Genomic DNA, 26,172 nt, shown 5'->3' on the forward strand with positions numbered 1-26,172 from the left:
TAGCGGGCTTGGGCGGTAGTGGACCATTTTAGCTCATTGCGACCAAGACTCTTACATGCAGGCTCCTGCGACGGGGAGCGCGTTATGGTAAAGTGTGTCATCAATCATCAACTTATGTCCTTTTTATGCCAGTGTCTAAACAAAGATGCTTGAGGACTCGTCAGCAATGATTCGGTAGCTTATAATAAAGAGCAGCGTGAATTGACGAGATAAACAGCAGGCAGCCGATGATCCTGATCGGCAAAAGATTGGAGGTTGTTAGCAACTGTGGAAAGTTGGTTATTTTTACTGGCCATTTTGATCATTGCGCTAGTTGGAAAAAATAAGAGTCTTGTGATCGGCGTTGCTGTCGTAATGGTGCTAAAATTGTTGCCGCAAACGCAACATTTGATGAAGTTGTTACAAAGTCAAGGCATTAATTGGGGAGTCACTGTTATTTCAGCTGCCATCATGGTGCCGATTGCGACGGGTGAAATCGGGGTAAAAGAGTTACTGCACGTGATTAAAAGTCCGGCTGGCTGGATTGCTATTGGTTGTGGTGTTTTAGTGGCAGTACTATCGGCAAAGGGCGTCGGCTTATTGGCAATGAGTCCTGAGATGACAGTTGCCTTGGTTTTTGGCACGATTTTAGGTGTTGTATTCTTAAAAGGTATCGCTGCTGGGCCGGTTATTGCCAGTGGTATTACTTACGTTATTTTAACTGCATTCAATATCCTGCCTGGTCGATAAGGGAAAGAGTAAGGTAAGTCGGATACAGTTAACAAGGGGACAAGATAATTAAGATGAAATTTAATGGTCAAATCGTCACCGCTCACGTGACGGATCACAATGAGAAAGAAGTATTTGCCCAGTATGACGGTGTTACCTTGGCCATCGATCGGCAGGAATTGCATGCTTTGCCTGAAGTCGGTAGTGAACTGGCAGGCTTTGCTTATGAGAATAAGCATGGCGAGGCACGGTTAACGACCAGACTGCCTAAGGTGGGTCGTGATCACTACGCATTTGCACCGGTTGTTGAAGTGCGGCGTGATTTAGGCGTTTTTGTCGATATCGGCTTACCGGATAAAGACATTGCGGTGAGTGAGGACCAACTGCCTGAACTCAACCGACTTTGGCCTCAACGTGGAGATCGATTGATGATTGCTTTGACAACTGATAAAAAAGACCGTTTGTGGGGCAATCTTGCCGATGAAACGATTATTCAGGCAGTGGCTAATCGTGCCAAGCCTGACCAAATGAATGCTGATGTGACCGCAACGGCTTATCGCCTGAAGATGGCGGGAACGCGAGTGTTGACAGATGACTTTTACCTTGGCTTTATTCATCCAAGTCAGCGCGATGTTGAGCCACGACTGGGTCAGGTGTTGCACGCCCGAGTGATTGGCATCAGTGACCAAGGTGAATTAAACTTGTCGCTGAAACCGCGAGCCTATGAGGCTATTGGTGACGATGCTGCCATGATTTTGGCGGTGTTACAACATGATCCTGCTGGCAAGATCGCCTATACCGACAAAAGCGACCCAGATGCGATCAAACAGGTCTTTGGCATTAGTAAAGGCGCGTTTAAGCGGGCACTGGGCCACTTACTGAAGGCCGGATTGATTAAAGAAGAAGCAGGTTATACGATTTTGTTAAAGACAAACGGTAACGCCTCTCAGGAGACATAATATGCACGGGTTGATTGCGGATTTTATTCATTATTTAAATGTTGAGCGTGGATTGGCACCTACGACGCAAATAAGCTATCAACAAGACTTAACAACTTTTCAGGCTTGGCTGACATCGCAAAAACGAAGCACCTTTCCGGAAGATTTTGTTGTCATTCAGGCATTTTTGAAAAAACAAAACGACACTAAGGCACCTGCATCGGTCAGTCGGATGATTTCGGCTCTGCGCAAATTCTATCGATTTTTGTTGCGAGAAGGTGCGGTTAAAACCGATCCGATGACTAAAATTGATACGCCAAAAAAAGCACAGCGCTTGCCAGCGACGTTATCAGGAACGGAAATTGATGCGCTGATGGCCAAACCGGATATCACGAAACCACTTGGCCTGCGTGATCGCGCCATTTTTGAATTGATGTATGCAACCGGTTTGCGGGTATCGGAACTCGTCGGGTTACGCATGGATCAACTGCATTTGGCCATGAACTTGTTGCAGGTGACCGGTAAGGGTGATAAAGAACGCCTCGTGCCTATCAGTCCCCAAGCAACGGATTGGGTTAACCGCTATTTGCGTGAAGCACGACCGCGGTTGATTAAGCGCCAAGAACCCAAAGTCGTTTTCGTCAATTTTCACGGGCATGCACTTACACGGCAGGCAATTTGGAAGAATTTAAAGGCTTATATTGCCAGTGTCGGCATACAAAAAGATGTCACGCCACATACGCTGCGGCACAGTTTTGCAACGCGACTGCTTGAAAATGGGGCAGATTTACGGGTTGTTCAGGAATTATTGGGGCATAGTGACATTAGTACGACGCAAATATACACACATCTTAGTAATCAGCATCTGGTTGCGGTCTATCATAAGACGCATCCGCGCGGTTGAGGGAGTACGTTGCCCCGAAGCGGTTTGTATGATAGAGTGTTACGAGAGTATCTCTTGGAGGCAAATATGCTGGTTAAATACAAAAACGACTACGAGAAGATCGCTATGGGACTTTTGTCTTTTATTCCCGATCTCAAAGATGTCGGACACTTGAAGACCGAACTTAAGATGTACACCGAAGACGATTCGCATGCGCTGTATTTGTATAAGCAGGGGCATGACTTTGTCGGTGTGATCGGTATCGAGTTAAGTGATGATTTTGTTTTGGTGCGGCATTTGAGCTTTTCACCGAATTTCCGTGATCAGGCGACGGCGTTTGCTGCGCTGACAGAATTGACGCAGCTCTTCCCTGATAAGAAACTGATGGGTGCTTTAGAGCATGCGTCACTGATAGCTGCCTTTAACAAGTTTCGAAAAGAGGATGACCATGGCACTGACACTCGTGCTGAATGATTTCTCCGGACCGTTGGATTTGCTGTGGCATTTGATTCGGACAAACGAAGTGGACATTTACGATATTCCAATCGCCGAGATTACCACCCAGTACCTTGATTACCTGCACCAGATGCAGGATCTGGCGCTGGATGTAGCCGGCGATTATTTTGTCATGGCTGCTAATTTAATGGTTTTAAAAAGTCGGCTTTTGTTACCGCAACCGGAACCGGAAACCACTGAGCCAGAGGAGCCAACCGATCCGCGGGCAGATTTGGTGGCTCAATTGTTGACTTATCAGGTTTACCAAGAAGCAGCTAAGGATTTAAAACAGCGGGAGGCTGAACGGGCACAATCTTTTGCCAAGCCGACGACGTTACCAGACGAGAAGATGGCCGTGCCGCTCGCCCCGGGAACTGTCAAATTGATTGACCTTCAGGCAGCGATGGCCCGGGTCATGAAGGCGCAGCAGGCGGCTCGCCAGACGATTGCGCATATTGAAACGGAGCCAGTGTCGGTCGAAAAACGCATCGGAGAAGTTCTGAAGACGTTGCAAAAAGATGGTCAATGCTTATTTGCCGATTTATTAGCGGTTCATTCGGTTGAGCAGGTGGTTACGACATTTTTGGCCTTGTTGGAACTGATGAAAAGCGATCAGGTGATTTGCGAACAAGATGCGCCGTTTGATCCGATCACAGTGACATTGAAGGAGGCCGCTTAATGGAGGCAGTATTGGAAGCTATTCTGTATACAGCAGGTGAAAGCGGCGTAACCCTCGGTGAACTTGCGGGGATTTTGGAAATCAGCGAAAGTGCGATGCGCCAACAGTTGGAGGTATATCAGGAAAAGCTGGCTAGTGACGAGCAGCGGGGCTTACAGATCCAACAATTTGCTGACCGTTACTATTTATTAACCAAACCGGCTTTTGCAGCTGCGATCAAAAAGTATTTTGCGGGTCCGCCTGCCGCCGGTTTATCACAGGCAGCACTGGAAGTTTTGGCCATCATTGCTTATCAGCAACCGATTACGCGAATTGAAATCGATGAAATTCGTGGTGTTCAAAGTTCCGGTGCGCTGACAACATTGGCATCCCGGCAATTGATTAAAGAAGCCGGCCGTAAAGAAGCACCGGGACGGCCGATTCTGTATGCGACCACCCAGTTTTTCCTTGATTACTTTGGCCTCAATCAGTTAGCAGATCTGCCGCCACTGGCCGATGCACCTAAAGACACCGGTGAAGTCGATCTTTTTACAGCATTCCGTGATGATGGTCAGTCGCAACAGGCTGAAGACGACAAGAAAATGGAGCAAAACCAAACAGATGACAACTAAAACTGAACGACTGCAAAAAGTCATTGCCAATGCCGGCATCGCCTCACGCCGTCATGCAGAGACACTTATCGCCACCGGACATGTGAAAGTCAATGGCCAAGTTGAAACTGAAATGGGCATTAAAGTCGGTCCACATGATGATGTTGAAGTAGACGGTGTTCCGATCGGTAAAGAGGCTAAACGGTATTTTCTGTTTTATAAACCGCGTGGTGTGATTAGCGCAGTCGAGGATAACAAAGGCCGGAAAGTCGTAACTGATTACTTTGAAGATATTCGCGAACGACTTTACCCGGTTGGCCGCCTAGATTATGACACCAGCGGTTTGTTAGTGATGACCAATGATGGCGAGTTAGCTAACCACCTCATGCATCCGCGCTATGCACTTGAGAAAAAGTATGTCGCCAAAGTGGAAGGAATTCCGAATCGGTCTGCCTTGGCACCGCTTAAAACCGGCGTCGTTATTGACGGTAAAATGACGGCACCAGCAAAATTTGAGATTCTGTCGACGGATAAAGCAAAGAAAACAGCGATTGTGGCACTCACCATTCATCAAGGCATGAACCATCAGGTGAAGAAGATGTTCAAAGCGATTGGTTTCCCGGTGACCAAGCTTTCCCGTGAAGCTTATGGCAATCTGACACTAGCTGGTTTACAGCCGGGAGAACATCGTGAGATTAAGCCGCAGGAATTGCATGATTTGCGCCAACTTACCGGTGATCATGATGAAAAGCATTAAACTGTTAGCGTTTTCAATCGAAACACTTGAATTTGGCTCCCACGTCTGATAGAGTGTGTTTGTAATTAAATAATTGGTTCGTCTTCAGGGCAGGGTGTAATTCCCGACCGGCGGTATAGTCCGCGACCCGTGTTTGCGGTGGAACCGGTGTGACTCCGGTACCGATAGTGATAGTCTAGATGGAAGAAGATGGGGCTTTTTTGAATCTATATTCAATCGAGACCTATTCCCCCTGAAGGAGGAATAGGTCTTTTAAGTTCCGGAAGACGGCCTCATGGAGGTTATGCGTTATGGCAAGTCGTTCTAAAGTTCATCGTTTGGTGGGTATCGCACTTTTAGCGGCAATCGGTTACGTATTGATGATGTTCTCGTTTCCGATTATTCCGGCGTTTCCGTTTTTGAAGTTGGATTTATCTGACTTGGTCGTGTTGCTAGGGGGACTGCTTTATGGACCGGCTGGCGGCATCGGTGTTGCCTTTATCCGGAGTCTGGTTCATTTTGCCTTGACAGGAGGCGGCGTTGTGAACCTCATCGGCGATTTGGCTGCCTTTATTGCCAGTGTCGGATTCTTACTGCCGGTGGTTTACACCGTTCGCGGTAAGCACAGTTTATGGCGCCAAGTTGAAGGCCTGGTTTTGGGTACTTTAAGCCTTACTTTGGTGATGAGTATTCTAAACTGGCTGGTCATTACGCCGATGTACATGGCGGTGTTTAATTTCAACTTAGGCATGTCGTTAACCCGTTACGTGCTGATTGGGGTTGTGCCATTCAATTTGATAAAGGGCGGCGTTATTTCAGTTGCCTTCTTCGCGATTGCTAAGGCACTGGCACCTTGGCTTGCTCGTCAGGAAATGCAGATGAGCCACTAGTCGCTTTGCTGGGTGTTTTGCGAACTGTTGACAATTGTAGATTTGCAAACAAAAACTTCCGTCAACTTGGCGGAAGTTTTTTTGTGACTGGCTACAAGCAGGCATCATCTGAAAATTGCGTAGTGTATGAATAGACTGTTAATCGATGTGAGCGGGAGGCAGTCAGTTTTATTCTATTTTGGTTGGTGTATAAGGATCAGCGTCAAAGGCATGGTCACTGCGTTTGATTGCGTGTGTCGGGCACCGTTTATATGCTAAACGAAAATGAATCGTTGCCTGGCCATCAAGCGCTTTTGTACCGGTATTGCGATCAGGCTTATAATAGGCGATGCCTGCCTGATCGTAGTCAAATAAGTCTGGTGCCAGCATCTGACATAAGCCGCACGCGATACATTCAGGGCGTTCTACCCTGCCGTATAAAGCCATTATTATATCCGCCTTCAATCTTTTGTCATGATCTTAACTATTTGTCATTGTACAATAACAACCGGGAAAAGAGGTGCTTATTTTGCTACCAGACTTGGTGATTCAATTTTTTAATACCCAACCGCGCCGCGAACGGTCTGTGTTTGGACTGTTAACAGGCAAACAAACCATTTCTATTCTCTATGCGGCTTTGAGTCATCATCAGTTGCAGTGGCTTCGACTTTATCCGGGATTATCAAAAGAAGCTTTTTTGGCTGCCGTGGCGAGGTTAGAAGCCCAAAAATGTTTAGCGGCCACGGAAACTGGATTGGTACTAACGGGAACCGGTCAAAAGCGTCAAATCCAAGCAGCTCAGAAGGTGTCACTTCCTGCTTACTACCAACCGTGGATGCGAGTTGACAGGTTCGCACCACGCTTCTTTTTAGCGGTTCAGGTTTTATCCGAAGCTAGCTATCATTCGCAAGCTTACCGACCGATCAGTACTGATTGGGTGACCCAGCAAGCTGTGAAACGTTGGTATCGACAAATACGTGTTCAGACTGCAGTTGATGAATTAACCAATCTTTTTGATCGGTTATCGGAGCCACTTGCTGATGTGCTCGCCGCCAACCTGATCGGACACAATTACGCAGGTCAGCACCAACCGGCAACATTACAGGCACATTTTGCCAGTGTGAATGCGTTAGCTGCATTGATCCAGAAAATTGCTGCGACCAAAAATCAGTGGTATGCCTTGTGGGGTGGCCCCCAGGAGTTGGTGACGCGCCCGGCTCAAGCCACCTTGAAGCAAGTTCAAGCAGGCGTTGATTTGTCAACAATTGCAGCACAAAGTCATCGCAAAATGAGTACTGTCAAAGAACATCTCTTATTAGCCGCTATCATGGGCCAGGATGTTCCGATAATCAAACTGATTCCGCCAGCAGTGCGTCATGCTTTAGATCGGGTGGATCAATGGCAGGATCATCAGGCATTGCTGGCGACGATTCCGGACAGTGAGTTTTTCCAGATTCGTTTATTTCAGATTCTAAAAATGCAAGGGAGATGGCCGCGTGTCGCAACTTGAAACTTTATTGGCCGACCATTTCGGCTTTGAATATTTTCGGCCCGGACAAAAGGCAATTATTCAGGCAACCTTGGCTGGGCACGATACTTTGGGAATTCTGCCAACCGGGAGTGGCAAGTCGCTTTGCTATCAGTTGCCAACAATCGTCAAAGCCAAGCCGACCTTGATTATCGAGCCTTTAATTGCTTTGATGCATGATCAGGTAGGGCGGTTGCAGGCAGCTGGTGAGAAACGGGTCTTGGCTTTGTCGGGACAAATTGCCCCAAATGTGTTTCCTGTGGTTTTGCGAAATCTGGGCCAGTATCGCTATCTTTTTATCTCTCCAGAAATGTTGCAGCGTACGGATGTGTTGGCAGCACTCAAGCAACTTGATTTAGGCTTGTTTGTGGTTGATGAAGCCCATTGTATTTCCCAGTGGGGCCCGGATTTTCGCCCAGCTTATTTACAGTTGGGGCAAGTTCGAAGCCAATTACACGTTGATGCCGTTTTGGCGCTCACGGCAACCGCTCCGGAACGGGTCCGAACCGATATTTTGACGCAATTGGGCATGCAAAACCCAGTCACCATTGCTGGTTCGGTTGATCGCCCGAATATTTTTCTTGGGGTTGATGTCTGCCCTAATGAGGAAACAAAGCAGCAACTACTTCAACGTATTATGGCAGCGAACGTTGGGCCAACGATTGTGTACTGTCCGACCCGATCAGCATCTGAAAATCTAGCCGACGAATTGCAAAAAGTCGGAACTGCAGCTGCCTTTTACCATGCTGGATTGGACCGGCATCAGCGTGATTTGATTCAGCGGCAGTTTCAATCTGATCAGCTTCGGGTGATTTGCGCCACAAGCGCTTTTGGCATGGGCATCGATAAGTCAAATGTACGGCTTGTCGTTCATTTGTATGTACCAGAATCGCTTGAAGCTTATTACCAGGCAATTGGTCGCGCCGGGCGTGATGGAGCGCTTAGTTTGGCTGCGATGGTGGTGACTCAGAATGACCTGAAACATAGTCAGTCGCTGGCAGGAGTGCTGCCCGACCAAACAATGATTCAGACAATTTTCGCCCATCCAGAAATTTACCGTAATTTCGATGACGCGCAAGTCAGCTTGATTGAAGCGTATATTACGGCCGGCTTTTCACTGCTTCAAACGCAACAGCAACTTGAAAAGCGGCTTGCGGAAAAACAGAATAGTTTTACGGCGATGGCAGCTTTTGTCAACGCATCCGGCTGTCGGCGAGCGTTATTACTTAAACACTTTGATTCACCAGCTCCAGAACACGGTTCATTTTGCTGCGGACCAGTGACGCCGGACGTTTTACAAACGTTTGCCACAGAAAAAGGTCACCAGCAAACTCCGCCGAAACACTGGCAAGCCGTTTTTAGGCAAATCTTTAGATAAGCGGCGACCTGATTTGCCGCGATATGATACAATAAATCCATGTAGTGAGGAGGTTCGTGATGGCCGAAAAAGATAAACACCAACATGACAATGCGGATCAAGAACATAAGAGTGACGATCAAAACAAGCCTTGGGAGACCCTTTTCGATGATGATCGTGATGACCAAGGCAACTTAAGTCGATTGGCCACCCGTAAAAAGCGCCAAGTCAGCTCAAAATTTACATGGATTTTGGCAATTATTTTGATTTTGCTGGTTTTATCGCCAATTATTTATTTCAAGGTTTGGGGAAGCCAAGGGAGCAGTGGCTCAAATTTGTCAAATGATAAAGTGGTGATTCAAAGCGCCAAGGAATCTAGCCATCGATCAAAGGTAAAAAAATCCGAAAAATCTTCTAAAGCTGCAAAGGTTTCTTCAGCTTCTACAAAAGAAGTAAACAATCAGCAATCGGCGCAGCAGACGTCGACTCGACATGAGCCGAGTCAGGCAAGGATACCTAGCAGCGCCTCTACACAAACACAGCCTAGTGCAGCGTCTACTGCAAAACCGAGTCAAGCAAGTACCGCAGCGAATTCGTACACGGTGGTTAGAGGGGATAACCTTTACCGAATTGCGGCTAACCACGGTATGTCGTTGGATGAACTTTTGCAGTTAAACGGCCTTAGCGCCAATTCCACCCTGACACCCGGAACCGTTTTAAAAGTGAAATAAATGTAACGCGCCTCTGTTCGAAACATTTACGTGATGAACAGGGGCGTGTGTTGTGGAGGAAATTCATGCAGATTGCGATCGACGGCCCGGCAAGCGCCGGCAAAAGTACCATTGCAAAACTTGTCGCCAAGAAATTGGGCTTTATTTATTGCGATACTGGTGCGATGTATCGTACCGTCACGTACATGGCTCTTAAGGATCAATTACCGCTGGACGATGAAATAGCCATTATGCAGCATCTCGCCAAGATGGTGATTCGGTTTGCCCCTGGTGAGACGGAACAACGGGTTTTCATGAATGACGAAGACGTAACATTGGCCATCCGTGAACCTGATGTGACGAATAATGTGTCCCAGGTTTCGGCGTTGCCGCGCGTGCGAACCGAATTGGTCAAACGGCAGCGTGACATTGCAGCGACTCATGATATTGTGATGGATGGTCGCGATATCGGGACAACCGTTTTGCCAAACGCTGCTTTGAAAATTTTCATGGTAGCGTCAGTTAAGGAGCGTGCTAAGCGGCGCTATAAAGAGAATATGCAAAAAGGGATTACAACGCCACTTGCAACACTAGAAGCTGAAATTGCCGAGCGTGACCGTAAAGATTCCCACCGGGCAGTATCGCCTTTACGGCAGGCTCCTGACGCTATTCGCATCGATACGACCGATATGTCAATTGACGAGGTCGTGGCGCGGATTCTTGATTTAGTGGCAGAAACGAAAACGCGCTAGTTGACCAGAGCGAAATAAGCGCTGGTAATTTGTTTCGTTTTCAAGTACAATAGACCCAGTATACAGCTGCATAGGAGGATTTTTTGGCATGAGTGATAATAACGTTAATGAGAACACCGAAACAATGGCGGACGCCCTTAAGAGTGTCACTACAGTAAAGATTGGTGACACTGTCAAGGCAGATGTCCTTGCTGTTGAAGATAAACAATTGATCGTTGGGATCGAAGGAACAGGCGTCGAAGGCGTGGTCCCGATCAAGGAGTTATCAACTCAGCCAATCGATGACATTCACGATGTTGCCAAGGTCGGCGACAAACTTGATTTAGTTGTGCTTTCAACGGTTGGCAAAGATAAAGAAAATGGTCAGTTCCTACTGTCCAAGCGCCGCCTAGAAGCACAAAAGGTTTGGAAAGAAATCCAAGCTAAGTATGAAGCCGGCGAAACTATCACGGCACCTGTCACTAGTGTTGTTAAAGGCGGCCTAGTTGTTAATGCCGGCGTTCGTGGCTTTGTCCCGGCATCGATGGTTGAAGATCACTTTGTCGAAGATCTCAATCAATATAAAGGCAAAGAACTCGAATTTAAGATTATTGAAATCGAACCTAGTGAAAACCGCTTGATTCTCTCTCATCGAGCTATAGTTGAAGCAAGCAAAGCCGAAGCACGCAAAGAAATTTTTGCTAAGATTCAACCGGGCGATGTCGTTGAAGGTAAGGTTGCTCGTTTGACCAACTTTGGTGCCTTTGTTGACCTCGGCGGTGTGGATGGTTTGGTTCATGTGTCTGAAATTTCATTCGATCATGTTGACAAGCCAAGTGATGTCCTGAAAGTAGGACAAGAGATTAAGGTTAAGGTTTTGAATGTTGATCCTGATCGTAATCGCATTTCCTTGTCCATCAAGGCAACCTTGCCACAGCCATGGGATAACATTGAAGAAAAAGCACCGGCCGGTTCGGTTTTGACCGGAACGGTTAAGCGTTTGACGACGTTTGGTGCGTTCGTTGAAGTATTCCCTGGTGTCGAAGGCCTTGTTCATATTTCCCAGATTTCACATGAGCATGTCGCAACGCCCGCAGATGTTTTGAAGGAGGGCCAAGAAGTGAAGGTTAAAGTGCTGTCAGTTGACCCTGACGCACACCGCTTGGCATTGTCGATCAAAGCATTACAGGATCGTCCGGAAGGCGCCAGCGAAACACCAGCACACGAAGGTAGTAATAACAATGGCAACAACGAACGTCGCCGCCCATCACGTCCGCGTCGTGGCAACGATCGTCACCAGTCGACATCAATTCCTGCTGAGTATCAGCAAGACGATTCTGGCTTCTCACTCGGCGATATCTTGGGCGATGCGTTGAAAGACGCTGCTAAAGGTAAGAACGATGATCAGGATGACAACAAGTAATTGGTCCGTCCTTTAAAAAGTTGAGCCTTGGCTCAACTTTTTTTATGGCTAACGGTTCGCCGCACGTAACAATCAGCGGATCGGTTGCGACACATTTTAAAGGCGCTGATGAAAGACCTCAGGAAAGAAAGAAGGCCACTGCATGGTTTTACCAACACTTGCTATTGTCGGCCGGCCTAACGTCGGTAAATCGACTATTTTTAATCGAATTCTCGGTGAACGGGTTTCGATTGTTGAAGATACGCCAGGCGTCACACGCGACCGGATTTACGGTAAAAGCGAGTGGCTAGGCAAAGAATTTGCGGTTATTGATACTGGCGGGATTGATCTCGGCGACGAACCGTTTTTGTCCCAAATAAAAGATCAGGCTGAAATTGCCATTGATGAAGCCGATGTCATTCTGTTTCTGACCAGTGTCGAAGCGGGTGTCACTGACGCTGATGAACGGGTGGCGCAGATACTTTATCGCGCTAAAAAGCCGGTTGTTTTAGCCGTCAACAAAGTCGATAATCCAGAACGCCGACAGGATATTTATGACTTTTATTCATTAGGCTTCGGTGAACCGTTCCCGCTTTCCGGCACTCATGGTATTGGTTTGGGCGATGTTTTAGATGCTGTCTTGGCGGCATTCCCTAAACAAGCTAATTCAGTTGAAGATGATAGTATCAAGTTCAGTCTGATTGGACGCCCGAATGTCGGGAAGTCATCGCTTGTCAATGCCATTCTGGGCGAAAATCGCGTCATTGTGAGTCCCATTGAAGGCACAACTCGTGATGCGATTGACACCAAGTTTGAAGCTGATGACGAAACATTTACCATGATCGATACGGCAGGGATTCGTAAACGCGGCAAGGTTTACGAAAATACGGAAAAATACGCCGTGCTACGAGCCTTACGTGCGATTGACCGGTCGGATGTCGTTTTGGTTGTCCTTAATGCGGAAGAAGGCATCCGCGAGCAGGATAAGAAAGTCGCCGGCTATGCTCACGAGGCCGGGCGCGGCATTATTATCGTGGTGAATAAATGGGATACGGTTGAAAAGGATAATCACACCATGAAAGATTTTGAGAATTTGATTCGTCAGGAATTCCAATATCTGGATTATGCACCGATTATTTTTGTTTCAGCCAAGACCAAACAACGTTTACAGAGCTTACCGTCAATGATCGTTGAAGTTTCAGAAAATCAAACGCGGCGAATTCAGAGTAGCGTGTTGAATGATGTGTTGATGGATGCCATTACTGTCACACCAACACCAACAGTTAATGGGAAACGCTTGCGAATTTATTATATGACGCAAGTGGCCGTCAAACCGCCAACTTTCGTAGTTTTCGTGAATGATCCTGATTTATTGCACTTTTCTTACGAGCGTTTTCTCATAAACCAGTTGCGTCAAGCATTTGATTTTAGTGGGACGCCGATTCACGTTATTGCCCGTCAACGTAAATAAATTTTACAATGTTGGATAATGACTTTTCATTCAATAAATCGAGATTTTCGATAACCAATCCGCGATTATCGGACAAAAATTTTGGCAAAAACCTTGTCACGGCGGGCTTGCTATGCTATGTTTAAACCTGAAATGGTGATACATAATTATCATTGTTTCTTCATTCCTGAGCGGTCAGGAATGAACATGTTTAGGTGTTCACGCATCTAATCAACTATGGAGGTGAAATGTTCATGGCAAACAAAGCAGAATTGATCGAAAGCGTTGCGACTGCAACCGGTTTGACCAAGAAGGACGCAACCGCAGCTGTTGATGCAGTTTTCGGTTCCATCCAGGATTCCCTTTCAAAGGGTGACAAGGTTCAATTAATCGGCTTTGGCAACTTCGAAGTTCGTGAGCGTGCTGCTCGTAAGGGTCGCAACCCACAAACCGGTGCCGAGATCAAGATCCCAGCATCTAAAGTACCAGCATTCAAGCCTGGTAAAGCACTCAAGGATGCCGTTAAATAAACGGTTCAATTGAGTCAGCTGTTAAAGTATCACCAGAAACCGAGTCTTAGTGGACTCGGTTTTTGCGCGTTTTGATAGAGATAAGTCATGATGTGTTCGCTGGCTCGAATATCGGAGGACGCTCATATTAACGCTTTCACCGGCGCAGAAGTCGGAGTGTAAGGGCCATAGTCGCAATGGCCTAAGCCCGGGCCATCACGCCTAAGGCCGCTTACACTCCGACTTCTAAGCGCGCCGGTTCACGCTCATATTAACGCGTTCACCGGCGCAGAAGTCTGCGTGTAAGGGCCATAGTCGCAATGGCCTAAGCCCGGGCCATCACGCCTAAGGCCGCTTACACTCCGACTTCTAAGCGCGCCGGTTCACGCTCACGCATGTTAAACTTAAGTGTAATGAATTTGTTTTGACTTTTCAGATACGGAGGCAGCTATGAGTTACGCACAAAAAATGCTCGATGCACTTGAAGCAGGTCAGATGGAGACGGCGCGTCAACTTTTTACGCAGGTTTTGAAACATGATGACGACGAAACCCAATATAATCTCGCTGAAGAACTTTACGCCATGGGTTTCAATGGTCAGGCTAAGCGGCTGTATCAAGGCCTGTTAGGTCGTTATCCGGATCAAGGCGATTTGGCCACTGCCTTAGCCGACATTGCGGTCTCTGACGGCGATACAGATGCTGCGCTGAATTATCTGAGTCGCATTCAGTCAGGTGATCCGGCTTATGTCCAAAGTCTGGTAAGCGCCGCCGATGTTTATCAGACACTGGGGTTGTATGAAGTCAGCGAGCGGAAGTTATTGGAAGCCAAGAAGTTAGCACCGAAAGAGCCGGTCGTAACATTTGCGCTTGGTGAGTTTTATTTTGACTGGGGACATTTCCCTCAGGCGATTGCGGCCTATAACGAGCTTCTTGCCGCCGGAACCAAGGAACTTGCCGGGGTGAGTATTGAAGCGCGGCTAGCGGCCAGTCTGGCACAAACCGGCCAGTATGAAGACGCAGTAGCTGCTTATGAAGACGTTGGGGTGGACGCGTTGGATCTAAATGACCGGTTTGAACTTGGTGGTTTGTATTTGCAACTGGACGATCCGGCTAAAGCAATTACCAACTTGCAGGCGGTGATTGATACCGACCCCAGCTATGCAAATGCTTATTTACCGCTTGCACGTGCGTATGAGGCCCAAAATCAGCCTGACAAGGCCCTAGACATCGTTCAAGCCGGCGTCATGGTCGATAATACGAATCCAGACCTATACGCGTTAGGCGGCAAATTAGCGCTTAGTGAAGATAATCCCGATTTAGCCGAGAATTATTTAAAAAAAGCACTGAAAATAGATCCGGAAGATCAAGGCAATATGTTGGCATGGAGTAACTTCTTGGTTCAGCAGGAACGCGATCAGGAAAATATTGATTTTCTCAGTCAGATTGATCGCAGCGGTGATGTTGATCCACAGATTTACTGGAATATGGCGAAAAGTTACGATCGGATGGATGACGTAAAAAAAGCCCGGGAGAATTACCTGTTGGCGTTTAATCGCTTCCAGGATTCACCAGACTTTCTTCATGATTTGATTGATTTCTTCCAGTCAACCGGTGCTCGGGCTGAACTCAAAGCTGCTTTGGTTCGTTACCTGAAATTGGTACCGACCGATGATGACATGCAAATGCGTTTAGATGAACTCAATGATGAGGCGGATTAAAGCGCGTGATTAGTGGCCGAACAGAAGCCGTCGCCGTTTCTTTTGGTAAGTGAAGCCTTCGCCTAATGCTTCGTGGACGTCAAGAATGCTGATGAAAGCGTGGGGATCGATGGCTTCAATTAACCGTTTCGTATAGGCGATTTCTGTTGAGGCGACAACCGCGTAAACGACTTGCTTGCGGTCATGCGCAAAGCCACCTTCCGCATGCAAAAAGGTAGTGCCGCGCTCGAGATCATTCATGATCGCCGTGGCAATGGCCTGACTGTGATCCGAGACGATCAGCACACCTTTGGCTGCATACGCCCCATCCAACGTAAAGTTGACGATGCGGGAAAATACGTAGGCACCCAGCAGTGTGTACATCATCAATTCAAGATTCAAGTAAGTCAGTGAAATGGTCAAAACGATCGCATCAAAAATGAGCAACGTTCGACCCATCGGCACCCCGGTTTGTTGTTCGACAATTCTGGCCACAACATCGGTGCCGCCAGTTGTGCCACCATGACGATAAATCAAGCCGCTGCCAAAACCGCCAAAAAGACCCGCCAGTACCCCGGAAATGAATAAATCATGATGAATGTCGATGCTCAGTGGAACCCGTTGCCAGATCCACAGCCATGCCGACAACATCAACGTTCCGAAAATCGTATACGCCAACGCCCGTTTTCCCAGAAACTTATAACCGACGATGAGAAGCGGGATATTAAGCAGTACCGTGCTATAAGCCGGATCTACATGCCACCAGTAACGAATCAGCAGTGTAATCCCCGTGACACCGCCTTCTGCCAGGTGGTTGGCGATGTTAATATAGACTAAGCCAAATCCGTATAAAGCACAACCGATAACGATCATCAAAAGATCCAGACATACCCGCATGTTGCGTGACATAAGGTGCCTCCCAAAAAAGAATTTAAGCTCATTTTAACAGAAATCTTATCTTGCGGTATTTTTGAGGTAAGGTCAACACCAAGACAAGAGGAGTTTGTTAACAGCACTCAAATATGACGAATAATATGGAATCAAGCGGTACAACATGGACAGAATAATTAAGTGGAAGCTGTCCGCGTGTTCAAACCAAGTTAACTGGCGAAATGTATTGACAAGAGCCTGAATCGGTACTGTATGTAGGCTATACCCTTAAAATTCAGGAGGCGGTCACTGTCATGCTGAATTATTTCTGAGTGGGAATACCGTTGTTGACAGGATTAAATGAAATGTAGGATTGTCAATCAAGAAAGGAAATATATAAAACTTTTATTGGTGTCAAAGAGACATTCTTCCACGTTTTATATAGCAGTAGGGTAAATGCAGTTAGATTTAAAGCAGCCTGATTTTCAAGCTGCAATTCCTATTTTAAAAAAAATCGAAGCAGCCGGTTATGAAGCCTATTTTGTGGGCGGTAGTGTGCGCGATGCGTTGTTAGGGCTGCCGATCCATGATGTCGACATTGCCAGTTCAGCTTACCCGGAGGAGATTAAGCGCATTTTTAAGCGCACCGTCGATACCGGTATCGAGCATGGAACTGTGATGGTGTTGGACCATGGGACAGGATATGAAGTTACCACATTTCGAACCGAGTCGCGGTATCAGGATTTTCGGCGGCCCGATCACGTGACATTTGTCCGGTCATTGGCAGAAGATCTCAAACGCCGAGACTTTACGATTAATGCCTTGGCAGTTCGCCATGACGGCACGATTATTGATTTATTCGATGGATTGACCGATTTGAAAAACCACCAGTTGCGAGCAGTTGGCGATCCGCACGAGCGTTTTCATGAGGATGCACTGCGGATGATGCGTGCCGTCCGGTTTGAAAGTCAGCTGGGTTTTCACATTGAGCCGGCAACCAAAGAAGCGATTACAGCTAATGCTCCGCTGCTAAAGCATATTTCGGTAGAACGGATTGCGGCGGAATTTAATCGGCTTTTGATAGGGATTGATCGACGGTTTGGTATTCAAGACTTTGTGACGACCGGCTTGTTTGCGTATGCCCCGGCACTGGCTGGCCAGCGAACGGCTTTATGGCACTTTAGCGAGTTGCCGGACACCACTTTTAGCGGCATTGCCAGTGGTTGGAGCGCGCTACTTTTTATGCTTAAGTTAAATCCGGAAGCGACCTTAAAAGCCTGGAAGCAATCTAACGACTTAATTGCCGTGGTTAGCCAAACAGTGACACTATTGGCTAAAATGCCGACGCCGACAGCCTGGGATTTGTATACTGCCGGCTCCCGTGCCGTGGCAGTTGCTGGTGAAGTAGCAGTCTTGCTGAAACCGGACTTTGATCAGCAGGCACTGGCAGCTGCGTATGCCCAGCTGCCAATTCACGCCAAAAAAGAGCTCGCACTGACCGGCCGTGACCTCATTGCTGCTGGCGTTCGCCCAGGACCAATGATGGGAAAGCTGCTTCATCAAGTTGAATCACAAGTTGTAGCTGGTGTTTTGCCTAACGATCCCAAAAAGTTGTTGTCTGCAGCAATTGAAATGTCTCGAGAACGGCAGTGAGTGTGTTATGATGGGCATGTAAGCACATACAACAACGTCACGTCAGGATTAATGGGTGGTCGCAAGGCTTCCCAAAAGTTTCTGACCAACCTTGATGCTGATGTGATCGTGAAGGGGGATTTCTAATGGCAGAACATGTTTTTGAACAATTGGTTTTTCATTTTCGTAATGGTGATGAATGGACGGTCCAGCATGATGAGCTGGCCGATGTCTGGATCAGCCGGGTGACCACCAGTTATGGGCGGATTCACGGCGGCCAGATTCAGGAAATTCATCCTTGCAAGAGCTTTAAGGTTGAGATTTTACCGGAAGCCGATCATGTCAAATCAAGCGATATCAATACCGGTTCACTTGAAATGGGGATGTTTGGCCGCGCTACGAAATATCAGGACATTGAAAAAATGGACTTGGTATTCGACGCTGAAGCCAAAAAGCAGGTTCAAATATACTTCCCGTTTAAGCAAAAAGATCCGAGCGGGCTTGATAATGAGTATCAAACCAGCAAGCTCGCCAAGAATGGCCATCTTTACATCGTTATCGATGCCCAACATACCGTGGACGATGAATATCCGCGGATTTAAGGCAGCAAACAGGCAGGTCGACAAGTGAGTCGGCCTTTTCTTGTGCTTTGCTTCTTGCTAAGATGGACAACGATACAAAGGAAATGAGGGACAACATGCAGACGCTAACAGCAGAGGGCCTGAGTAAGGCATACGGTGACAAACAATTATTCAAACAAATTGATTTTCTAGTCAATGAAGGCGAACGGATCGGATTGATCGGGGTGAACGGTACCGGAAAGACTACGTTGATTCGCGCCTTAGCCGGGCTGGAAGCATTAGATGCCGGCACGGTTAAAACGCCGAAGAATTACCGCATCAGCTATTTGGCCCAAGTGCCTGATCTTGATCCTAATTTGCCGATTATGGATGCCATCTATCGCGGAGATTCGCCGGTTTTTCAAGCTATTCGGCAATATGAACGGGCATTGGCGGCTTACACCAAGGATCCGCTGAATCAAGCGAAAACCGATGCCTACACCAAAGCCGACGCCCGCATGACCCAGGAAGACGCATGGTCGGCTGAAACCGATATTAAGACGATTCTGACACAGTTGCATATTGACGACTTGTCGGCCCGTGTCGGCAATCTCTCCGGCGGGCAGCAAAAGCGGGTTGGTCTGGCGCAGGTTTTAATTGAATCACCTGATCTTTTGCTGTTGGATGAGCCGACGAACCATCTCGACTTTGATTCCATTGCCTGGCTCGAAAAATATTTAAGCAATTATCGCGGCGCCTTAATCGTGGTCACTCATGATCGCTACTTTTTGGATCGCGTAACCAACCGCATTTTTGAGCTGGATCGCGGCCAACTTTTCCAGTATCAAGGCAACTATCAGGCATATGTTGCCAAAAAGGCTGATCAACTGGAAGCCGAGAAATCAGCTAATCACAAACAGATGCAACTTTATCGTCAGGAATTGGCTTGGATGCACGCAGGCGCCCAAGCACGGTCAACCAAGCAACAGGCGCGGATCAATCGATTCAAAGAGCTGCAAGCGGCTAAAGAGGATGCCCCTGCGCCTGATCAACAATTGGACTCGATCCAGATTGCCAGTACACGCCTTGGCAAAAAAGTCATCGAAATGCATCACGCCAACCTGAGTTTCGGTCATCAGGTCATATTAAATGATTTTAACTGGTTGGTGCAGCCGGGAACCCGTATTGGTATTACCGGACAAAACGGCGCCGGCAAGTCCACTTTACTCAATATTATTGCTGGCAAGCAGAAACTGGATAGCGGCACGATTTCGTTAGGTGAAACGGTTCAGTTGGGATATTACACCCAGATGAATACCGATCTCGATCCAAATAAACGGATCATTACCTATCTACAGGAAGTCGGCGAAGAAGTTGTGCAAGCAGATGGTCAGCGGGTATCAGTGACCCAGATGCTGGAACAGTTTCTGTTTCCGCGCAGTATGCATGGCACGTTAATCGGGCGACTTTCCGGTGGTGAAAAGCGGCGGTTGTATTTGTTGCAGGTGCTCATGCGACAACCGAATGTTTTGCTGTTGGATGAACCGACGAATGATTTGGATATTGCAACGTTAACTGTTTTGGAAGACTATCTGGATCATTTTCCCGGCACCGTGATCACCGTATCGCATGATCGCTATTTTCTTGATAAAGTGGCCGACCAGTTGCTGATCTTCATTGGTAATGGCCAGATTGACAGTGCCGTGGGTGAATTTTCCGATTACCTGGCCAAACAAGCCGCGCAATCGGCAACACCAAAGCCTAAGCTTGCCACATCCAAACCGGCACCGGAAAAAGTTGCGCCGAAAGCGAAGTCGAAGCTCACATACGCTGAAAAAATAGAGTATGATAAACTCCAACAAGAACTTGATGAACTAGATGAGCGCTTGGCCAAAGTGAAGGCGGAAATGGCGGATGTCAACGGCGAAGATTACGTTAAATTAGGTGATCTTCAGGCAAAAATTGACAAAATCAACCAGACGATTGACCAGAAGTTCGACCGATTCGCCGAGCTGGATCAATATGTATGAGCAATGAACGATAGAAGGGGAAAGACGATGTTAGAGCAGCCATATCTCGATCTTGCAAAAAAAGTCCTGGATGAAGGACATTTCAAACCCGATCGGACCCACACCGGAACTTACAGTATTTTTGGGCATCAAATGCGCTTTAATCTCAGCAAGGGATTTCCGTTGCTGACGACTAAAAAAGTGCCGTTTGGTTTGATTAAAAGTGAACTATTATGGTTCTTGCGTGGCGACACCAACATTCGGTTCTTACTGCAACACAAAAACCACATTTGGGATGAATGGGCGTTTGAAAAGTGGGTTGGCAGCCCGGAGTACCATGGGCCGGATATGACGGATTTTGGTCATCGCCGGGTAAAAGATCCTGAGTTTGCAAAAGTTTATCAGGAAGAAATGGCCAAATTCGATGAAAAGGTGTTAACTGATGATGACTTCGCTGCGAAATATGGCGATCTAGGCTTGGTTTATGGTTCCCAGTGGCGTGCCTGGCGCACTAGTACCGGGCAAACCATCGACCAGCTAGGGGATGTTATCGAGCAGATCAAGAACCATCCATACTCGCGGCGCTTGATTGTGTCAGCTTGGAATCCCGAGGATGTTCCGACCATGGCATTGCCGCCTTGCCACACGCTTTATCAGTTTTATGTTAATGATGGTAAGTTGTCTTTGCAACTTTACCAACGGTCAGGCGATATTTTTCTGGGTGTCCCTTTTAACATTGCCTCATATGCGCTATTGACGCATTTAGTCGCGCATCAGTGCGGGCTAAAAGTCGGCGAGTTCGTTCATACATTCGGCGATGCACATCTGTATGTCAATCACATTGATCAAATTAAAGAACAACTGACACGCACCCCGCGTCCGGCACCAAAATTGTTTTTAAATCCAGATAAGCACGATATTTTTGATTTTGAGATGAAAGATATCAAACTGCTGAACTATGATCCTTACCCGGCCATCAAAGCGCCCGTCGCGGTTTGACTGGCTTGTAAGGAGATTCGTAGGGTAGGGTCCGGTTTGACCATTGATAGCAAAGTTGCTTATCTAGGGACTTGGGGATTTTTCAACGATCAAGGAGGAGTTGTATATGACCGAATTTTTATGGGCACAGGATCGCAATGGCGTTATCGGTAAGGACGGCCGTTTACCTTGGCATCTGCCAGATGATTTACATTATTTTCGGGCACAAACAGTGGGAAAAATCATGGTTGTGGGGCGGCGTACTTACGAAAGCTTTCCGAAGCGGCCGCTGCCTGAGCGCACGAATGTTGTTTTGACCTATCAAGCCAATTATCAGGCGCCAGGAGCCGTGGTGCTGCACGATGTCTCTGAGGTTTTTGCTTACGCTAAGCAGCACCCTGACCAGGATCTTGTCATCGCAGGCGGCGCGCAAATCTTTACGGCCTTTAAAGATGACGTTGATACCTTGTTGGTCACGCGATTGGACGGAAGTTTTGATGGTGATACAAAAATGATCCCGTTGGACTGGGATGCCTTCACTAAAGTATCCAGCCGTACCGTTGAAGACGCCAACCCAGACTTGACCCACACGTATGAAGTTTGGAAAAAGAAAGCTTAATTTAATGCGGTAAGTTCGGTAACTCTTGATGTATGATTTGCCAGCAAAACGTGCCGAGGAAAAAATCACGGCAACAATAGCCACGCAAAAACGTCTCTCCATCATTGTGGAAGAGACGTTTTTGCGTGGCTGTTTTCGATTTACAGATAAAAGTAAATTGATAAGTACATGCACAAGCTGCCAAGGATGACGAAGAGATGCCAGATAACGTGGATGTATGGGATGCCTTTTTGCAAGTAGAGCATAGCGCCGCCAGTGTAAGCCAGACCACCAGCCACTAATAGACCAAATCCAACCGGACCAAGGTGATGCCAAAGCGGGACCATGCCGATCACGCAGAGCCAACCTAACACCACGTAAATCATGGTTTCCAAATGTTTAAAGCGGTTCAGAAAAAAGAGCTTATAGCCAATTCCCCCGAGACATAAGGCCCAGATGGCGATCAAAAGACCGGTCCCCAGTTTTCCGCCAATAGCTACCAAACAGTAAGGCAGGTAGGAACCAGCGATTAAAATGAAGACGCCGGAATGATCTAACACCTGCAAAACATGGCGGGCCTTGCTAAAATAAAAACCATGAAAAGCAGTTGAAGCGGTGTAAAGCAACATCAGCGAAATGCCGAACCCAATGAGGCTGAGCAATTCGATCCGATTACCACTATGTACCCCTTTAACGCCCAAAAGGACAGTTCCCATCACGGCCAAGCCGAGTGCAAACGCATGGGTGATGGCACTAAACATTTCATTGTTAAATTCGTAATGGCTTGATTTTGACACGCGCATTGCCAACCTCCTTGATGACGGCCGCGTAAATTTTTGAATGCGACCATCACTGCTTCGTATCAAATTCTACCATGTTGCGGTTTACAACACAACACAATGTAGTTATGATAACTAGGTAATGTATACTGACATTGATTGGGGAGTTTGCTATAATGTGAAAGTAGACGAACCTAACAGAAAGCGTGGCTCAGACATGGCAAATATCAAGATCGTCACGGACTCTTCCGTTCAACTGACCCCAGAAGAGATTAGCAAGTACCATATTACGGTTGTCCCGTTGACTATTATGATTGACAATACGGTTTACATTGACGGTGAAACGATCACTCGGGAAGACTTTATGGATGAAATGGCAGCGGCGCAGAACCTGCCCAAAACTTCCCAACCGGCAATCGGCACCTTTACGGATGTTTTCGATAAATTGACTGCTGATGGGAGCCAGGTGCTGGCGATTCATATGACGGAGACCATTAGCGGAACAGTGAATTCTGCACGGCAGGCGGCGCAGCTTGCAAAGGGCAAGGTGACGGTCGTCGATTCGCTATCGACGGATCGGGGGCTTGCCTTTCAGGTTTTGGCAGCTGCGGAAATGGCAAAGGCCGGTAAGGATCTGCAGGCAATTCTTGACAAAATCAAGCAAATCCGCGACAACACAACGTTGGTTTTAGGCGTAACGAGTCTGGATAACTTGGTTAAAGGCGGACGGATTAGTCGCGTTTCCGGTTTGATTTCATCTTTCTTGAATATCAAAGTTGTTTTGCAATTGAAAGAAGGTGAGCTGTCAGCGCTACGCAAAGGCCGAGGCATGAAGACCATTAATAACTTTATTACTGAAACGATCAGTCAAATGGCTAAAATGCCGAATATTAAAAGTGTCGGCATTTCAACGGCAGGCGCAACCGAGTTAGGTGAGGACGTTGGCAAGCGCATTGCGGAAGTCTTACCAAGCGTTCCGGTTCTGGTGCGGCCAACTGATCCGGTCATTGCAACCCATACTGGTCCCGGTGCCATTGCGATCATTTATTACGTTGATTAAATTTAAAATAAACTTCAATCGGTTGGCGCAGAGGCGTCGGCCTTTTTTATTGTGAGCGTGAACCGGTGCGGTTAGGAGCCGGAGCCTAAGTGGCCTCAAGCTAAATGGCTGATCTTTGGCCATTTAGGCTTGAGGTCCTTATGTGTAGGCTCCTGCGCCTGTGAGTGCGTTATAGAAAGCGAAAGCCCAATACACATTTGCCCGCAATTGAACACCGCTAACCCAACCCTACCATCAAAACCTGCCAAACAACTGGTACCGATACCATAAGAATCTATCAAAAAGCATTCACCTTTGTTTATTCACCCACGGTCAAGTACAATAATCTATTATGACTAACAAAACATGCGTTCATGGGAGGCAATATGGCTAAATTAAAAAATATTTTTATAGCTTGTAGCGTTGTGCTTGTTGCCTGCCTGCTGGCGTTTGGCGGGTGGCAGCTGTTTGGACCGGCAACCAATCCCAGTGAGGTTAAAGTTGCCTCGAGCACGCCTAAGCATATCCAGCTGACGGCGGTTGGCGATTCGTTAACTTATGGTGTCGGTGATGCAACCAATAATGGTGGTTATGTCGGGTTAACAAAAAGCGATTTAGAAGCATCGGGCCAGTACCAGGTGACCACGAAAAATTACGGGGTTAGCGGTGACACTAGCACGCAAATTCTTAACCGTATCAATAAACAACCCAAGATTCGTGCTGACCTGAAACGCGCCAATATCATTACCATGACTGTCGGTGGAAATGATTTAATGCATGTCCTCCAAAAGCATTTTTTGACGTTGTCCGAAAAGCAAATTACTGCCGGAAGTGTCGCGTTTCAAAAACGTCTGACAACGCTGCTTACCACGATTCGCAAGGAAAACCCATCCGCGCCGATTTACGTTTTCGGCATTTATAACCCATTTTACGTTTATTTTCCAAAAATGACGGCCATGACCAATAGCGTCACTGCATGGAATCAGGCCACTCAAAAAACCTTGCATCAGTTTAAGGACGTTTACTACGTAGATATTGACAGTGTTTTGTCAAGCGGAGACACTGCGGCAAACAAGTCTTCGGCTAAAGAGGCGCTTAAAGAAGCAACTTCCGGTGAAGGTAATCCGCTTATTTTCTCTCAGGATCACTTTCACCCCAATAATGCCGGTTATGCCCAGATGACGAAGCAGCTCATGAAACAAATACAGGCAACAAAGAAAGAGTGGGAGTAATCAGGATGGAAGCAAAGAAACGATCACGTCAGCGGAACACGACGCAACAGAAAAAAATTAAGACCGGCATTAATTGGTGGAAATGGTTATTGCTTGTGTTAGTCGGGTTGATGTTGGGAACCGGTATCTGGTTCGCAAAAACAATTTTGACACCAGTGAACATCAACACAACCGCTAGAACCGTTACAACTACACATGAGTCGGTTTTTACCGTCAAGCTCACCAAAGCCAGTGCCAATCGCATTATGGCCCACTACTTAAAAGATTACTTGCGTGACAGCAATGTCAAATATACGGTGACGTTAGGTACGAACGAAGCAGCACTAAGCGGTAAGTTCAAATTTCTTGGTAACTCAGTTAAATTTCAGTTAACGTTTGACCCATTAGTTCTGAAAAACGGCGATGTGCTTCTTAAAGCGAAGGATCTGAATGTTGGTGCGTTACCAGTGCCGATCAGTTTTGTTATGAGCTATATCGGTAATAGCTATAAAATCCCGCGCTGGGTAAGTCTGAATAGTAAGGCCGGAACTGTTGTGCTAAAATTGAGCCAATTTAAACTCCAAAATGGGATGACGTTAAAGGCCACCAAATTGGATCTCACCAATGACGATCTTGAATTTGCGGTTTATCTGCCTGATGAGTCGTAACCATTAGAAAGAGGTTGATGAAACATGAAAAAAGAAACTGCTATTTTTGCCGGCGGGTGTTTTTGGTGCATGGTTGAACCCTTCGAGGAACAACCTGGCATTTTAAATGTGGTTTCCGGCTATACCGGTGGTCATGTGCCTAATCCAACTTATGAACAGGTTTCTTCGCATACGACCGGCCATACCGAAGCGGTTGAAATCACTTTCGATGCAGACGTTATTGACTATCCGGCATTGCTGGAAATCTATTGGCAACAAACTGATCCGACTGATGCCATGGGACAGTTTCAGGATCGTGGCGACAATTATCGGCCGGTTATTTTCGTGAAAGATGAGGCGCAACGCAAAGCTGCCGAAGCATCGAAGGCAGCGCTAGAGGCAAGTGGACGCTTCACCGATCCGATTGTGACCCAGATTGAACCGGCCAAGCCTTTTTATCCGGCGGAACCGGAGCATCAGCAATTTTACGCCAAAAATCCGCGGCGGTATGCGATGGAACATGCCCAACGCCAGGCTTTTATTGACAAAAACTGGAAGGACTAATC

28 protein-coding genes and 1 riboswitch are annotated in these 26,172 nt (G+C 47.1%); of the genes, 25 read left to right on the top strand and 3 right to left on the bottom strand.

From position 1 onward, the window contains the following. The first annotated feature begins 267 nt into the window (after nt 1-267). The 8 genes from BVJ53_RS11175 (at nt 268) to BVJ53_RS11210 (ending at nt 5,919) form a co-directional block, all read left to right on the top strand. The gene (locus BVJ53_RS11175; RefSeq protein WP_129302464.1) at nt 268-729 is read left to right on the top strand and encodes a DUF441 domain-containing protein; all 462 of its coding nucleotides are present in this window, start codon (nt 268-270) and stop codon (nt 727-729) included. A gap of 53 nt (nt 730-782) precedes the next feature. After that, a complete protein-coding gene (locus BVJ53_RS11180; protein ID WP_129302465.1) occupies nt 783-1,667 on the top strand; it encodes a CvfB family protein in 885 nt (294 codons plus the stop codon). 1 nt (nt 1,668) lies between these two features. Then, complete coding sequence (gene xerD, locus BVJ53_RS11185; RefSeq protein ID WP_129302466.1) at nt 1,669-2,550, top strand: site-specific tyrosine recombinase XerD; 882 nt, start codon at nt 1,669-1,671, stop codon at nt 2,548-2,550. A 66-nt stretch (nt 2,551-2,616) separates the two neighbouring features. Next, nucleotides 2,617-3,003: an N-acetyltransferase gene (locus BVJ53_RS11190; protein WP_129302467.1), complete on the top strand. Its 387-nt coding sequence runs from the start codon at nt 2,617-2,619 to the stop codon at nt 3,001-3,003. Beyond that, a complete protein-coding gene (locus BVJ53_RS11195) occupies nt 2,978-3,703 on the top strand; it encodes a segregation and condensation protein A (RefSeq protein WP_129302468.1) in 726 nt (241 codons plus the stop codon). Before BVJ53_RS11190 ends, BVJ53_RS11195 begins: the two co-directional genes overlap by 26 nt. Beyond that, nucleotides 3,703-4,314, top strand: a complete 612-nt coding sequence (scpB, locus tag BVJ53_RS11200) for an SMC-Scp complex subunit ScpB (protein ID WP_129302469.1) — start codon at nt 3,703-3,705, stop codon at nt 4,312-4,314. Before BVJ53_RS11195 ends, scpB begins: the two co-directional genes overlap by 1 nt. Next, nucleotides 4,304-5,050 carry a pseudouridine synthase gene (locus BVJ53_RS11205; protein ID WP_129302470.1) on the top strand — a complete coding sequence of 249 codons (747 nt, stop codon included), beginning with the start codon at nt 4,304-4,306 and terminating at the stop codon, nt 5,048-5,050. The genes scpB and BVJ53_RS11205 overlap by 11 nt, the downstream gene beginning before the upstream one ends. A 76-nt stretch (nt 5,051-5,126) precedes the next feature. Continuing rightward, nucleotides 5,127-5,245: riboswitch (FMN riboswitch) on the top strand. A 95-nt stretch (nt 5,246-5,340) separates the two neighbouring features. Continuing rightward, the gene (locus BVJ53_RS11210; protein ID WP_129302471.1) at nt 5,341-5,919 is read left to right on the top strand and encodes an ECF transporter S component; all 579 of its coding nucleotides are present in this window, start codon (nt 5,341-5,343) and stop codon (nt 5,917-5,919) included. 168 nt (nt 5,920-6,087) lie between these two features. Here the strand turns inward: BVJ53_RS11210 and BVJ53_RS11215 are convergent, their stop codons facing one another. Continuing rightward, on the bottom strand, nt 6,088-6,345 hold the full coding sequence (locus BVJ53_RS11215) for a ferredoxin (RefSeq protein WP_129302472.1): 258 nt from the start codon (nt 6,343-6,345) through the stop codon (nt 6,088-6,090). A gap of 82 nt (nt 6,346-6,427) precedes the next feature. On the opposite strand from BVJ53_RS11215, the gene BVJ53_RS11220 reads away from it, so the two are divergent. The 8 genes from BVJ53_RS11220 to BVJ53_RS11260 all read left to right on the top strand — a co-directional run bounded on the left by BVJ53_RS11220 (nt 6,428) and on the right by BVJ53_RS11260 (nt 15,304). After that, on the top strand, nt 6,428-7,408 hold the full coding sequence (locus tag BVJ53_RS11220) for a helix-turn-helix domain-containing protein (protein ID WP_129302473.1): 981 nt from the start codon (nt 6,428-6,430) through the stop codon (nt 7,406-7,408). Then, nucleotides 7,395-8,804 (top strand): RecQ family ATP-dependent DNA helicase, encoded by a 1,410-nt coding sequence (locus BVJ53_RS11225; RefSeq protein WP_129302474.1) that lies wholly within the window; start codon nt 7,395-7,397, stop codon nt 8,802-8,804. Before BVJ53_RS11220 ends, BVJ53_RS11225 begins: the two co-directional genes overlap by 14 nt. A 59-nt stretch (nt 8,805-8,863) precedes the next feature. Continuing rightward, a complete protein-coding gene (locus BVJ53_RS11230) occupies nt 8,864-9,514 on the top strand; it encodes an SAG1386/EF1546 family surface-associated protein (RefSeq protein WP_129302475.1) in 651 nt (216 codons plus the stop codon). 65 nt (nt 9,515-9,579) lie between these two features. Beyond that, complete coding sequence (cmk, locus tag BVJ53_RS11235) at nt 9,580-10,245, top strand: (d)CMP kinase (protein ID WP_129302476.1); 666 nt, start codon at nt 9,580-9,582, stop codon at nt 10,243-10,245. Between the two features lie 88 nt (nt 10,246-10,333). Beyond that, a complete protein-coding gene (rpsA, locus tag BVJ53_RS11240) occupies nt 10,334-11,647 on the top strand; it encodes a 30S ribosomal protein S1 (RefSeq protein WP_129302477.1) in 1,314 nt (437 codons plus the stop codon). Nucleotides 11,648-11,789: 142 nt separating this feature from the next. Beyond that, entirely contained in the window at nt 11,790-13,097 is a 1,308-nt protein-coding gene (gene der, locus BVJ53_RS11245) for a ribosome biogenesis GTPase Der (protein WP_129302478.1), read from the top strand. A gap of 233 nt (nt 13,098-13,330) precedes the next feature. Continuing rightward, nucleotides 13,331-13,606, top strand: a complete 276-nt coding sequence (locus BVJ53_RS11250) for an HU family DNA-binding protein (protein ID WP_003658248.1) — start codon at nt 13,331-13,333, stop codon at nt 13,604-13,606. 429 nt (nt 13,607-14,035) lie between these two features. After that, nucleotides 14,036-15,304 (top strand): tetratricopeptide repeat protein, encoded by a 1,269-nt coding sequence (locus BVJ53_RS11260; RefSeq protein ID WP_129302479.1) that lies wholly within the window; start codon nt 14,036-14,038, stop codon nt 15,302-15,304. A gap of 9 nt (nt 15,305-15,313) precedes the next feature. Here the strand turns inward: BVJ53_RS11260 and BVJ53_RS11265 are convergent, their stop codons facing one another. Next, nucleotides 15,314-16,192: a YitT family protein gene (locus BVJ53_RS11265; protein WP_129302480.1), complete on the bottom strand. Its 879-nt coding sequence runs from the start codon at nt 16,190-16,192 to the stop codon at nt 15,314-15,316. Nucleotides 16,193-16,609: 417 nt separating this feature from the next. Here BVJ53_RS11265 and BVJ53_RS11270 point away from each other — a divergent pair, with 417 nt between their 5' ends. The 5 genes from BVJ53_RS11270 (at nt 16,610) to BVJ53_RS11290 (ending at nt 21,951) form a co-directional block, all read left to right on the top strand. Continuing rightward, nucleotides 16,610-17,806: a CCA tRNA nucleotidyltransferase gene (locus BVJ53_RS11270; protein WP_129302481.1), complete on the top strand. Its 1,197-nt coding sequence runs from the start codon at nt 16,610-16,612 to the stop codon at nt 17,804-17,806. A gap of 125 nt (nt 17,807-17,931) precedes the next feature. Next, entirely contained in the window at nt 17,932-18,387 is a 456-nt protein-coding gene (locus tag BVJ53_RS11275; RefSeq protein ID WP_025013426.1) for a hypothetical protein, read from the top strand. Nucleotides 18,388-18,482: 95 nt separating this feature from the next. After that, nucleotides 18,483-20,375, top strand: coding sequence for an ABC-F family ATP-binding cassette domain-containing protein (locus BVJ53_RS11280; protein WP_129302482.1), 1,893 nt, complete (start codon nt 18,483-18,485; stop codon nt 20,373-20,375). 27 nt (nt 20,376-20,402) lie between these two features. Further along, nucleotides 20,403-21,353 carry a thymidylate synthase gene (locus BVJ53_RS11285; RefSeq protein WP_129302483.1) on the top strand — a complete coding sequence of 317 codons (951 nt, stop codon included), beginning with the start codon at nt 20,403-20,405 and terminating at the stop codon, nt 21,351-21,353. A gap of 106 nt (nt 21,354-21,459) precedes the next feature. Continuing rightward, a complete protein-coding gene (locus BVJ53_RS11290) occupies nt 21,460-21,951 on the top strand; it encodes a dihydrofolate reductase (RefSeq protein ID WP_129302484.1) in 492 nt (163 codons plus the stop codon). Nucleotides 21,952-22,091: 140 nt separating this feature from the next. Here BVJ53_RS11290 and trhA read toward each other — a convergent pair whose 3' ends face one another. Further along, nucleotides 22,092-22,733, bottom strand: a complete 642-nt coding sequence (trhA, locus tag BVJ53_RS11295) for a PAQR family membrane homeostasis protein TrhA (RefSeq protein WP_129302485.1) — start codon at nt 22,731-22,733, stop codon at nt 22,092-22,094. 193 nt (nt 22,734-22,926) lie between these two features. Here trhA and BVJ53_RS11300 point away from each other — a divergent pair, with 193 nt between their 5' ends. From BVJ53_RS11300 to msrA, 4 genes are all read left to right on the top strand, one after another. Continuing rightward, nucleotides 22,927-23,769, top strand: a complete 843-nt coding sequence (locus tag BVJ53_RS11300) for a DegV family protein (RefSeq protein ID WP_129302486.1) — start codon at nt 22,927-22,929, stop codon at nt 23,767-23,769. A gap of 365 nt (nt 23,770-24,134) precedes the next feature. Continuing rightward, nucleotides 24,135-24,980 carry an SGNH/GDSL hydrolase family protein gene (locus BVJ53_RS11305; RefSeq protein ID WP_129302487.1) on the top strand — a complete coding sequence of 282 codons (846 nt, stop codon included), beginning with the start codon at nt 24,135-24,137 and terminating at the stop codon, nt 24,978-24,980. 5 nt (nt 24,981-24,985) lie between these two features. Next, a complete protein-coding gene (locus BVJ53_RS11310; protein WP_129302488.1) occupies nt 24,986-25,627 on the top strand; it encodes a YpmS family protein in 642 nt (213 codons plus the stop codon). A 24-nt stretch (nt 25,628-25,651) separates the two neighbouring features. Next, a complete protein-coding gene (msrA, locus tag BVJ53_RS11315; protein ID WP_129302489.1) occupies nt 25,652-26,170 on the top strand; it encodes a peptide-methionine (S)-S-oxide reductase MsrA in 519 nt (172 codons plus the stop codon). Nucleotides 26,171-26,172: the final 2 nt, after the last annotated feature.

The sequence above is a fragment of the Lacticaseibacillus chiayiensis genome (assembly GCF_004123795.1).
Lineage (GTDB): Bacteria > Bacillota > Bacilli > Lactobacillales > Lactobacillaceae > Lacticaseibacillus > Lacticaseibacillus chiayiensis.